12 protein-coding genes are annotated in these 11,747 nt (G+C 66.7%); 1 reads left to right on the forward strand and 11 read right to left on the reverse strand.

Going from position 1 to position 11,747, the window contains the following annotated elements; genetic code table 11:
• Nucleotides 1-241 precede the first annotated feature (241 nt).
• A complete protein-coding gene (gene ahpF / locus H681_RS00925) occupies nucleotides 242-1,807 on the forward strand; it encodes an alkyl hydroperoxide reductase subunit F (protein ID WP_015474957.1) in 1,566 nt (521 codons plus the stop codon).
• A 160-nt stretch (nucleotides 1,808-1,967) separates the two neighbouring features.
• On the opposite strand, the gene cls is transcribed toward ahpF, so the two are convergent.
• The 11 genes from cls to H681_RS00975 form a co-directional block, all read right to left on the reverse strand.
• Nucleotides 1,968-3,401, reverse strand: a complete 1,434-nt coding sequence (cls, locus tag H681_RS00930) for a cardiolipin synthase (protein WP_015474958.1) — start codon at nucleotides 3,399-3,401, stop codon at nucleotides 1,968-1,970.
• Between the two features lie 42 nt (nucleotides 3,402-3,443).
• The gene (locus tag H681_RS00935) at nucleotides 3,444-4,841 is read right to left on the reverse strand and encodes an amidase (RefSeq protein ID WP_015474959.1); all 1,398 of its coding nucleotides are present in this window, start codon (nucleotides 4,839-4,841) and stop codon (nucleotides 3,444-3,446) included.
• A 93-nt stretch (nucleotides 4,842-4,934) separates the two neighbouring features.
• Nucleotides 4,935-5,516, reverse strand: a complete 582-nt coding sequence (locus H681_RS00940; RefSeq protein ID WP_015474960.1) for an alpha/beta hydrolase — start codon at nucleotides 5,514-5,516, stop codon at nucleotides 4,935-4,937.
• A gap of 119 nt (nucleotides 5,517-5,635) precedes the next feature.
• Entirely contained in the window at nucleotides 5,636-6,289 is a 654-nt protein-coding gene (locus H681_RS00945) for a gamma-glutamylcyclotransferase (protein WP_015474961.1), read from the reverse strand.
• 401 nt (nucleotides 6,290-6,690) lie between these two features.
• Nucleotides 6,691-7,092, reverse strand: a complete 402-nt coding sequence (locus H681_RS00950; protein ID WP_015474962.1) for an ExbD/TolR family protein — start codon at nucleotides 7,090-7,092, stop codon at nucleotides 6,691-6,693.
• Nucleotide 7,093: 1 nt separating this feature from the next.
• Nucleotides 7,094-7,810: a MotA/TolQ/ExbB proton channel family protein gene (locus H681_RS00955; protein ID WP_015474963.1), complete on the reverse strand. Its 717-nt coding sequence runs from the start codon at nucleotides 7,808-7,810 to the stop codon at nucleotides 7,094-7,096.
• 49 nt (nucleotides 7,811-7,859) lie between these two features.
• Complete coding sequence (locus H681_RS00960) at nucleotides 7,860-8,678, reverse strand: energy transducer TonB (RefSeq protein ID WP_015474964.1); 819 nt, start codon at nucleotides 8,676-8,678, stop codon at nucleotides 7,860-7,862.
• Between the two features lie 72 nt (nucleotides 8,679-8,750).
• The gene (locus H681_RS26805; protein WP_236620503.1) at nucleotides 8,751-9,146 is read right to left on the reverse strand and encodes a hypothetical protein; all 396 of its coding nucleotides are present in this window, start codon (nucleotides 9,144-9,146) and stop codon (nucleotides 8,751-8,753) included.
• A gap of 17 nt (nucleotides 9,147-9,163) precedes the next feature.
• Complete coding sequence (locus H681_RS00965) at nucleotides 9,164-9,946, reverse strand: MetQ/NlpA family ABC transporter substrate-binding protein (protein ID WP_015474965.1); 783 nt, start codon at nucleotides 9,944-9,946, stop codon at nucleotides 9,164-9,166.
• 42 nt (nucleotides 9,947-9,988) lie between these two features.
• Nucleotides 9,989-10,669 (reverse strand): methionine ABC transporter permease, encoded by a 681-nt coding sequence (locus tag H681_RS00970; protein WP_015474966.1) that lies wholly within the window; start codon nucleotides 10,667-10,669, stop codon nucleotides 9,989-9,991.
• Nucleotides 10,666-11,676 carry a methionine ABC transporter ATP-binding protein gene (locus H681_RS00975; RefSeq protein WP_015474967.1) on the reverse strand — a complete coding sequence of 337 codons (1,011 nt, stop codon included), beginning with the start codon at nucleotides 11,674-11,676 and terminating at the stop codon, nucleotides 10,666-10,668. The genes H681_RS00970 and H681_RS00975 overlap by 4 nt, the downstream gene beginning before the upstream one ends.
• Nucleotides 11,677-11,747 lie beyond the last annotated feature (71 nt).

The raw sequence follows: 11,747 nt of genomic DNA on the forward strand, positions 1-11,747 counted from the left end.
GCGCAGCGCTCCTGCTGCGTTGAAATCAGGCGCGGGCTTTGTCATTTACAATTTGTAAACTCCGCGCCCACGCCTGATTTCGCCTTGCCTGAGCGCTTGCTCACGACGCTTCCCAATCCGTTTACGCAGTACCCCGAGGATGCCTACCGGCATCCTCCCTACCTAAAGCCAAAAGCGTGCGTAGGGTGGGCTGAAAAGCTCGCCGGGGAACCCCTTTGCTCTGATTCCGAGGATCTGAATCATGTTGGACGCTACGCTTAAAACCCAGTTGAAGGCTTATCTGGAAAAGGTCCAGCAGCCTTTCGAAATCGTCGCGTCCCTCGATGACAGCGACAAATCCCGCGAGATGAGCGAGCTGCTGCACGAAATCGTCGGCCTGACCGACAAGATCACCCTGCGTGAAGATGGCAGCGACGAGCGCAAGCCGTCCTTCGCGCTGAACCGCCCGGGGGCGAACATCGGCCTGGCTTTCGCCGGCATCCCCATGGGCCACGAATTCACCTCCCTGGTGCTGGCGCTGCTGCAGGTCGGCGGCCACCCGTCCAAGCTCGACGCTGACGTCATCGAGCAGATCAAGGGCATCCAGGGTTCGTTCGAGTTCGAAACCTATTTCTCGCTGTCCTGCCAGAACTGCCCGGACGTGGTCCAGGCGCTGAACCTGATGGCCGTGCTCAACCCGAACATCCGCCACGTCGCCATCGACGGCGCCTTGTTCCAGGAAGAAGTCGAGCGCCGCCAGGTGATGGCTGTGCCGAGCATCTACCTCAACGGCGAAGTGTTCGGCCAGGGCCGCATGGGCGTGGAAGAAATCCTCGCCAAGATCGACACCGGCGCCGCTGCCCGCGAAGCCGAGAAGCTGTCGGCCAAGGAAGAGTTCGACGTGCTGGTCGTCGGCGGTGGCCCGGCGGGCGCCGCGGCGGCGATCTACGCCGCCCGCAAGGGCATCCGCACCGGCGTTGCCGCCGAGCGTTTCGGCGGCCAGGTGCTGGACACCATGGCCATCGAGAACTTCATCTCGGTGACCGAGACCGAAGGTCCGAAACTGGCTCGCCAGCTGGAAGAGCACGTCAAGCACTACGACGTCGACATCATGAACCTGCAGCGCGCCAGCGCGCTGATCCCGGCGAAGACCGCCGGCGGCCTGCACGAAGTGCAGTTCGAGGGCGGCGGCAGCCTCAAGGCCAAGTCGGTGATCCTGGCCACCGGCGCCCGCTGGCGCGAAATGGGCGTGCCGGGTGAGAAGGAATACAAGGCCAAGGGCGTGTGCTTCTGCCCGCACTGCGACGGCCCGCTGTTCAAGGGCAAGCGCGTGGCGGTGATCGGCGGCGGCAACTCCGGTGTCGAGGCGGCCATCGACCTGGCCGGCATCGTGTCCCACGTGACCCTGCTGGAGTTCGACAGCAAGCTGCGCGCCGACGCCGTACTGCAACGCAAGCTGTTCAGCCTGCCGAACGTGGAAGTGATCACCAGCGCGCTGACCAGCGAAGTGAAAGGCGATGGCCAGAAGGTCACCGGCCTGGTCTACAAGGACCGCAACTCGGAAGAGTTCAAGTCCATCGATCTGGAAGGCATCTTCGTGCAGATCGGCCTGCTGCCCAACAGCGAATGGCTCAAGGGCACCATCGAGCTGACCCCGCGTGGCGAGATCATCGTCGACGCTCGCGGCGAGACCTCGCTGCCGGGCATCTTCGCCGCCGGTGACGTGACCACCGTACCGTACAAGCAGATCGTGATCGCGGTCGGCGAAGGCGCCAAGGCGTCGCTCTCCGCCTTCGACCACCTGATCCGCTCCTCCGCGCCAGCCTGATGACCTCGCGCTAGAGAAAGAAACGCCCGGTTCACGCGAGTGAACCGGGCGTTTTCTTTTGTGCGTCGGAAGCGTTCGCGAGCAAGCTCGCTCCTACAGGGTGATGGCGCATTCGCTCTTCGTAAGCGAGCTTGCTCGCGAACATCCCTGCTGCGAACCTTCAGAGAATCGGCGACACCAGCCGCGCCACCCGCATGCCCAACTGCTGCAACCGGTGCAGGCGCTTGCGGTCGTCCAGGTTCATCTCCACCGACTGTTCGAAGTCCGCCTCCAGCATGCGCTCCACGTCCCGGGCGAAGCCTTCGTCGACGGTCACCACCATGATTTCGAAGTTCAGCCGGAACGAGCGGTTGTCCAGGTTGGCGCTGCCCACCGCCGCGCCGTCGCGGTCGATCAGCACCACCTTCTGGTGCAGGAATCCGGGCTGGTAGCGGAAGATGCGGATGCCCGCGCGCACGGCTTCCAGCGCGTAGAGACTGGAGGCGGCGTACACCGTCCTGTGGTCGGGCCGCGACGGCAGCAGGATGCGCACGTCCACCCCGCGTAGCACCGCCAGGCGCAGCGCGGCGGCCACCGCCTCGTCCGGCACGAAGTACGGCGTGGTGATCCAGATGCGCTCCACCGCCACATTGATCGCCTCGACGAAGAACAGCGAGCAGGTTTCCTGCGGGTCCGCCGGGCCGCTGGGTACCACCTGGCAGAGCATCCCCGACTCTTCGTAGGCCTTGGGCAGGATCAGCGTCGGCAGCGTGTGGCTGGCCCAGTACCAGTCTTCGGCGAAGCACTCCTGCAGGCACGCCACCGCCGGGCCGCGCAGTTCGATATGGGTGTCGCGCCAGGGCGACAGCGGCGGCTTTTCGCCCAGGTATTCGACGCCGACGTTGTGCCCGCCGACGAACCCGCGCACACCGTCGACCACCACGATCTTGCGGTGGTTGCGGAAGTTCACCTGGAAGCGGTTGAGCATCCCGCTGCCGGTGCTGAAGGCATGCACCTGCACGCCGCCCTGGCGCAGGCGTTCGGCGTAGCGGCCGGGCAGGGCGTGGCTGCCGATGCCGTCGTAGAGCAGGAACACGTCCACGCCGTTGGCCGCACGCTCCAGCAGCAGGTCGGCCAGGCGTTGGCCGAGGGCGTCGTCGCGGATGATGAAGAACTGCACCAGCACGACTTTCTTTGCCGCGGAGATGGCCTCGAACATCGCCTCGAACGATGCCTTGCCGTTCACCAGCAGGCGCACGTGGTTGTTCGCCAGGGTCGGCATGCGCGCCAGCTCGACCATCGCCTTGAGCGCCTTGTAGCCATCGTACTGGCGCGCCGCCAGGGCTCCCTCGACCCAGGGCCGCCAGTCCAGTTCGGCGGCGGCCACGTGCATTTCCTCGTTGGCCTGCCGGCGCGCGCCGATGTAGGCGTCGAAGCGGCTGCGGCCGAACACCAGGTAGGGCACCAGGGTCAGCAGCGGCATGAATACCAGCGAAGTCGCCCAGGCGATGGCGCCCTGGGCCGTACGCACGGTGAGTACGGCATGCACCGCGGCGATGATGCCCAGGAGCTGGACCAGCACCAGGAAGTGGGCGATGTAGGCGGAATACTGCATGGGCGCGCGATCGAGTCCTTGTGCTCGGCGTGTGCTCAGAGCTTAGCCGGTACGCGGAGGCTGAGGCCAATGCGCGACGGGACCGCGCCAGCGCTCCCAGGTCTTGGCCAGGCGCAGCACCTCGAGGTCGGCGAAGCGCGGGCCGACGATCTGCAGGCCTATGGGCATGCCCTCGGTGGTGGAATCGCAGTGGATCGAGAGTGCCGGCTGCTCGGACATGTTCCACGGCACGGTGAAGCCGATGTGCTCGAAGGGCCGCGCCGGGTCGTTGGTGGGCGAGGCGAACTCGGCGGGGAAGGCGGCCACCTGATTGGTCGGCGAGAGCAGGAAGTCGATGTCCTGGAACTGCGCGGCGGCGCGCCTGCGTATCTCGAAGGTGCGGTTGAAGCCGCGCACCGCGTCGGCGCCGGAGACCGCCGCGCCGCCCTCCGCCCATTGGAAGATATAAGGCAGCACCCTGGCCTGGCGCTCGGCCGGCAGGTTTTCCAGTTCGGCCCAGAGACGGGCGCGCCAGAAGTGATCCAGCCCCTCCAGCAACTCGCGGTCGAGAATCGGCCGGACTTCGACGATCTCCGCGCCGGCGGCGGCGAAGCGCCGTGCGACGGCTTCCACGGCGGCGCACACCTCGGGCTCGGGTTGCAGGCCGCAGCCGGGGTCGAGCTGCAGGCCAAGGCGCAGGCCGCGCACGTCGGCAGGCTGGATGTGCCAGTCCAGCTCCGTCGGGGGCAGGGCGGTGGCGTCGCGCCAGTCGGGGCGGGACAGGTGCTGCATCATCAGCGCCGCATCGTCCAGGGTGCGCGTCATCGGCCCGGCGCAACGCCCGCTGTAGTACGGGTCGATGGGAATCCGCCCGAGGCTCGGCTTGAAGCCGACCAGTCCGCACCAGCCGGCGGGCAGGCGCACCGAGCCGCCGATGTCGGTGCCGATGTGCAGCGGCCCGTAGCCTGCCGCTGCGGCCGAGGCGGCGCCGGCGCTGGAGCCGCCCGGGTTCATGCGCAGGTCCCAGGGGTTGCGCGTCAGTGGGTGGAAGCTGGAAAGCCCGGAGGAGAGCATGCCGAAGTCCGGCACCGTGGTCTTGCCCAGCAGGATCGCGCCGGCCTCGAACATGCGCGCGGCGGGCGGCGCGTCGCAGGTCGCCGGTTGCAGCAGGGTGGCGGCGCTGCCCTGGGGAATCGGGTCGCCGGTGGTGGCGATCAGTTCCTTGATGGTCACCGGCACGCCATCCAGCTCGCCGCAGGGGGCACAGCGAATCCAGCGCGCCTCGGAGCGCCGCGCCTGTTCCAGCGCGCGCTGCGGGTCGAAGGTGTAGAGCGCGCAAAGGTGCGGCTCCCAGCGCTCGATATGGGCGATCAGGTGCTCGAAATACTCGACGGGTGAGAGCTGGTGCGAGCGGTACAGGGCCAGCAGTTCGACGGCGGACAGGTCGTGCAACGGTGGCATGGCGGTCTCCGACGGGGGGCTTTGCCTCACCCTAGTCGAATCCGCGTCGCGATGGGATAGGCGCGATGGTCACACCGCACCCGGAAGCGTGCTTCAGGCGCGCTGGCGCGACTGCTGGTCGATCAGATACTGCAGGCGATACAGATGACGATAGCCGGCTTCCCAGGCGCCGTGCCCGGATTTCACGTTGATGTGCCCGGCCGCCGGCAGGATCACCGTCTCGGCGCCCCAGGCGCGGCCGAGGATCAGCGCGCGCTGCGGGCTGCACGCGGTATCGTTGTCCGACCCCACCAGCACGCTGGGGAAGGGCAGCGATTGTGCGGCGATGGGGGCGAAGTTGCGCAGCGCCTCGTGGCAGGTTTCCCGCTCCACGTCCGCCGGCGCCACCAGCAGGGCGCCGGCGACCTGCGCCAATGCGCGGCGGTCGGCGCGGGTGGCCCAGGCGGCGACGGTCACGCAGCCCAGGCTGTGGGCGATCAGCACCACGCGGCCGGGCTCGCGGCGAATCTCGCGGTCCAGTTCGGCGATCCAGTCGGCGCGTTGCGGGCTGATCCAGTCATCCTGCCGCACCCGCGTGGCATTGGGCAGGGCGCGCTGCCAGTGGCTCTGCCAATGGGCGTCCTCGGAGCCGTGCCAGCCCGGCACGATCAGGTAGCGGATGCGTTCGTTGCGCATGGAGCGGCCCTCTCGAATCGTCATGAGAAGGCATTCTAGGGAGTGTTTTAATATTCGTTAAGGAATAAGAAATTCTTTGCTTATGCAATATTTCCATCTGGCGAATGGAGATAAGACCGTCAGTCCTGCACCCGGCGCAGCGGGCAGCAGCGCGCCAGGATGCCTTCCAGGTTGAGGTCGGGCATGGCGTAGTCGCGCAGGGCGCGGGCGGTCTGCTCGACGTAGTCGCGGGTGGTGCCGAAGTGGCCTTGGGCACTGTCGAGCACGTGCTGGACGATGTTGTCGGGCAGGGAACCGGCGTAGCTGGGCAGGTGGCGTTCGAGGACGAAGCCCAGGGCGCGCACGCGACTGCCGTCGTCGAGGCGGCAGCTCAGCCATTCCGGGCGGTAGGAGGCGTAGGGCATCTCCCGCTCCCAGAGCGCGTAGAGGTTGGCGTCGAGGTTGTCGTCAGGCAGGCGGAAGGCGAAGCCGGCACAGGAACCGCCGCGATCCAGGCCCAACACCAGCCCCGGTGCCTCCGGTGTGCCGCGATGGGTGAGGGACCACAGGTAGAGGCCGCGATGGTAGCCATGCACCCGTGCGCGGCGTGCCTCGGCCACCGGGAACTCCGGGCGCCAGATCAGCGAGCCGTAGGCGAACAGCCACACCGGGCCGGCGCCGTGTTCGCTCATGGTGATGTCGAGCGAGGCGCGTAGCTGTGCGGGTGTGAAGCGTTCCGGCACCCCCAGTGTCGGCGGATAGAACGGGCCTTCCGAAGCGGGAGACGATGTCATGCGGTACCCCTCAGGTCTCCAGACTGTCATCAACTTAGTGTAAGCGCGGGAGGCGCGGAAGGCCCTGACGGGCAAAGGGATATCGCCGGAGCGGGGATGACGACGAACGGCGGCGGGTGGGGCAACCGCAGGGGATTCTATATCTACCCCACCGTATCGGCCTTGGGCCGACTCCGTCCGCAGGGATCGGGACGGAGCGGTTCGCGAGCAAGCTCGCTCCTACAGTTTCAGGCCGAGCCCGCTCTTCGTAGGAGCGAGCTTGCTCGCGAACCCCGACGGATGTCGGGAATAAAAAAAGGCCGCTCACCCCTGCCTGAGTATTGGGTGAGCGACCTTGAAGCCTGTTGCGTTGTGGAAGACCCGTTGTACGCCCGCTCTGTTTCAGGTGTCTTACAGGTGCCTCAGCGCGCGGTGATCACCGCCAGTCTGGTAATGCCCGCCTTCTCGATGGAGGCCATGGCCTTGGCCACCTGGCCGTAGTTCACGGTCTCGTCGGCCTGCAGTTGCACACGGACTTCGGCATCCTTGGCCTTGGCCGCCGCCAGGTTGCCTTGCAGCAGCTCCGGCTGGATCTCGTCCTTGTTGATGAACCACTTGCCGGTACCGTCGATGCTCACCACCAGCGGGTCCTTCTGCTCCGGCGGGGCCACCGCCTCGGTCTTCGGCAGGTTGATCGGGATGGCGTTGGTCAGCAGCGGCGCGGTGACGATGAACACCACCAGCAGCACCAGCATCACGTCCACCAGCGGGGTCACGTTGATCTCGGAGAGAACCTCGTCGCTGTCCTGGGTCGAGAAGGCCATGTCAGCTCGCCTCCTTCACGCTGGCGCCGGCAGCCGGTTTGCGCGCGGCGATGGGCAGGCTGACGACGCGGAAGGCGCTCTTCTGCGCGAGGCTGTAGAAGTCGTGGGCGAAGTCGTCGAGGTCGGCCGCGGTGAGCTTCAGGCGACGGAGGAAGTAGTTGTAGACCAGTACCGCCGGCACGGCGACGGCGATGCCCACGCCGGTAGCGATCAGCGCGCTGCCGATGGGGCCGGCGACGGTTTCGAGGCTGGCGGAGCCGGCCGCGCTGATGCCCTTGAGCGCTTCCATGATGCCCCACACGGTGCCGAACAGGCCGATGAAGGGCGAGGTGGAGCCGATCGAGGCGAGCACCGCCAGGCCGGATTCCAGGGAGCGGCGCTCACGCTGGATCTGCTGGCGCAGGGCGCGTTCGAGGCGGTCCTGGTGGTTGATCGACTGCGCCAGGTCCGGCTGGCCGTGGTCCTGCACCTGGATGGCGGCGAAACCGGCCTGGGCCACGCGGGCTCCGGCGCCGGGCTTGCCGGCGGCCTGGTCACCGGCCGATTCGAGGCTGGTGGCGCTCCAGAACTGCTTCTGGAAGCGTTTGTCCTGGGACTTCTGGCGGGTGAACTGGACGCCTTTCACCAGGGCCAGCGCCCAGGTGACAACGGAGAAGCCGACCAGCAGCCAGATGACTGCGCCTTCGACGGATTCCAGGGGGCTTACGGGCAGACTCATGGGGGTTCTCCTTCCGCGATTCTCGTGCGGCTGATCTGGGCAGGTTGAATCAATGCAATTTGAAGTCGATGGGTACGCTGACCCAGCCGTCCTGGGCCACGTCGCCGCGCTTGGCGGGGACGAAGCTCCAGCGTTTCACCGCGCGCACCGCGGCATTGTCCAGGGCGTCGCGGCCGCTGCTCTTCTGCACCTGGATCTCGCTCGGGCTACCGCTGGCGAGCACGCGCACGCGCAGCAGCACGGTGCCTTCCCAGCCACGGCGCTGGGCCAGGGGCGGGTATTCCGGCGCCGGGTTCTTCAGGTAACCGGCGCTGGCCGAGGGCGGCGTCAGCGGGGCCGGAGCCGGTGCCGCCGGGGCGGGCGGTGCCGGTTGTGGCGGCGGGGTTTCGGCGTTGGGCGGCGCGGGCTGCTCGACGGGATTGGGCGCCGGCTTGGGCTTGGCGACCGGTTTCGGCTTGGGTTTCGGGACCGGCTTGGGCGGCGGCGGTTTCACCGCGTTCTCGTCCACCACGGGGGGCGGCGGCTCCTGCACCACCGGCTCGGGAATCGGCTCGGGCGGTGGTGGCTCGACCACCGGCGGAGTGGGTGCGGTGAATTCGATGGTCATCGGCGGGACCTGTGGCGGCACCTCCGGCAGTTGCGGGGTGGGCTGCCGGCTCAGCAGCCAGTAGATCACCGCGCCGTGCAGCGTAAGCGCGAACAGACCGAGCAGGACGGCTTCGCGGCGGCTCAGTGCGCGGGCTTTCGCCGGCACATGGCGGCCCAGTTCCAACGCGTGGAGCAGTGGACGGCCGAGATCGACCAGGTTGCCGCCGGGCACGTGGCGCAGGAAGGCATCCGGCGCGAGGGCATGCTGGGATTGGGCCATGAACGATCTCCTTGCAGGTCTGCGCGGCTCTGCGTTGCGCTTGGAACGGACCTGCATGATTGGCGGAGCGTCTTAGGTCTTGAAGTGATTGTTTCTATTGTTTAAATAACTTTTAGTGCTATGTGTTTTTGTCGGATCGCTGCAGGCCCCGCCAGCCGTGGCTTTGCGCGAATCGGTAAAAAATCGATTCCTTTGCAGCATGGAAAATATGCAAGGAAGGTTGGCGAAAAACCGTCCAAAGCGGTGGAATAGAGCCATCCGCGCCATGCGGCCGAGCAGGGTCTGTAGGAGCGAGCTTGCTCGCGAACAGCGTTTGCCGGTAGCGCTGACGGTGGGCGGGTTCGCGAGCAAGCTCGCTCCTACAAAAATGCCAAAAGCCCAAAAGCCCAAAAGCCCAAAAGCCCCAACGTCGGAAAGCGGAATGCCATAAACGAAAAAGCCCGGTCGTTCGACCGGGCTTTTCAGCAACCTCAGCTTCGCGGCGATCAGAACGCCGGAACCACGGCGCCCTTGTACTTCTCGAGGATGAACTGCTTCACCTCAGGGCTGTGCAGGGCGGCGGCCAGTTTCTGCATGGCGGCGCTGTCCTTGTTGTCCGGGCGGGCAACCAGGATGTTCACGTAGGGCGAGTCGGCGCCTTCGATGGCCAGCGCGTCCTTGGTGGGGTTCAGCTTGGCTTCCAGGGCGTAGTTGGTGTTGATCAGGGCCAGGTCGACCTGGGTCAGCACGCGCGGCAGGGTGGCCGCTTCCAGTTCACGCACCTTGATGCTCTTCGGGTTCTCGACGATGTCTTTCGGGGTGGCGGTGATGGACGTGTTGTCCTTGAGCTTGATCACACCGGCCTTGTCCAGCAGCAGCAGGGCGCGGCCGCCGTTAGTGGCGTCGTTGGGGATGACCACGGTGGCGCCGGCCGGCAGCTCGTCGAGCTTCTTGATCTTGCTGGAGTAGACGCCCAGCGGCTCGATGTGCACGCCGGTCACGGCCACCAGGTGGGTGCCCTTGGACTTGTTGAACTCATCCAGATACGGCTGGTGCTGGAAGAAGTTGGCGTCCAGGCGCTTCTCGGCCACCTGGGTGTTGGGCTGCACGTAGTCGGTGAACTCCTTGACCTTCAGTTCCACGCCTTCTTTGGCCAGCATGGGTTTGACGAAGTTGAGGATCTCGGCGTGCGGCACCGGGGTGGCGGCGACGGTCAGGCTGTCGGTGGCCTGGGCCAGCGGGGCGGAGATGGCTGCGACGGCGGCGAAAGCGGCGAGCAGTTTTTTCATTGTTGGCTCCTGAGAAAAGCCCGCGTCCGGCGGGCCGTGCGGTTACTTGCGGGAATAGTGGACCACCAGCTTGTCGCCGACGGTCTGCAGGATCTGTACGAGCACCAGCAGCATCACCACGGTGACCACCATGACGTCGGTCTGGAAACGCTGGTAGCCGAAGCGGATGGCCAGGTCGCCGAGGCCGCCGGCGCCGACCACGCCGGCCATCGCGGTGTAGGACACCAGGGTGATGGCGGTGACGGTGACGGCGGCGATGATGCCCGGACGGGCCTCGGGCAGCAGCGCGTTCCAGATGATCTGGCGGGTGCTGGCGCCCATCGCCTGGGTCGCTTCGATGATGCCCTTGTCCACCTCGCGCAGCGCGGTTTCCACCAGGCGCGCGAAGAACGGCGTGGCGCCCACCACCAGCGGCGGGATGGCCCCGGCGACGCCCAGCGAGGTGCCGGTGACCAGCACGGTGAACGGGATCATCACGATCAGCAGGATGATGAAGGGCAGCGAGCGCAGCACGTTCACCACGAAGGACAGCAGGGCGTACACCGCGCGGTTCTCGAACATCTGCCTGGGCCCGGTGAGGAACAGCAGCACGCCCAGCGGCAGGCCCAGGACGATGGTGAACAACAGCGAACCGCCGAGCATCCAGAAGGTGTCGATGCTGGCCTGGAGGATCTCGGACCAGTCGATATTCACAAAGCCCAGGTTTTCAAAGAAAGCATTCATGTGCGCAGCACCTCGACGTGGACTTCGGCGGCGTTCAGCTGCGCCACGGCAGCGTCGATATCACCGCCCACCAGCGACAGGGTGAGCTGGCCGTAGGGCTGGTCCTTGATGCGGTCGATACGCCCCGCGAGGATGCTGTAGTCGACGCCAGTCTGGCGCGCGACGGTGCCCAGCAGCGGCGCGTAGGTCGCCTCGCCGCGGAAGGTCAGGCGCAGGATGCGCCCCGGCACGTGGGCGAAGTCGTCGTGCTGCTCGTCCTCGTCGACGCGCTCGGCCTCGAAGACGAAGCGGCGGGTGGTTTCGTGCTGCGGATGGAGGAACACGTCGGCGACGTGGCCCTGCTCGACGATGGCGCCGGCGTCCATCACCGCCACCTGGTCGCAGACACGGCGGATCACGTCCATCTCGTGGGTGATCAGGACGATGGTCAGCTTCAGCTCGCGGTTGATCTGGGCCAGCAGTTGCAGGACCTGGCCGGTGGTCTGCGGGTCGAGTGCGCTGGTGGCCTCGTCGCAGAGCAGGATGGTCGGCCGGCAGGCCAGCGCGCGGGCGATGCCGACGCGCTGCTTCTGGCCGCCGGAAAGCTGGGCGGGGTACTTGCGGGCGTGGTCCTCGAGGCCGACGCGCGCGAGCAGTTCGTCCACCCGCGCGGTGATCTCGGCGGCGCTGAAGGTGCCGGCGAGCTTCATCGGCATGGCGATGTTGTCGGCGACGGTCTTGGAGGCCAGCAGGTTGAAGTGCTGGAAGATCATCCCGACGCGCTGGCGGAAACGGCGCAGGCCGTCGGCGTCCAGGGCGGTGATGTCTTCGCCGTCGATGACGATGCGTCCGCCGCTGGGTTCTTCCAGGCGGTTGATCAGGCGCAGCAGGGTGCTCTTGCCGGCGCCGGAATGGCCGATCAGGCCGAAGACCTGGCCGCCTTCGATGGTCAGGCGGGTCGGCTGCAGGGCCGGTATATCGCGTCCGGCGACGCGATAGGTCTTGTGGACGTGGTGGAATTCGATCACGTAGCGAACCTTGTGGGTACGAGGAGACGCTGCCCGCTGCCGGGGCTGTTTTATGAACGAGCGCTGGCAAC

This window comes from Pseudomonas sp. ATCC 13867, assembly GCF_000349845.1.
Classification (GTDB): Bacteria; Pseudomonadota; Gammaproteobacteria; order Pseudomonadales; family Pseudomonadaceae; genus Pseudomonas.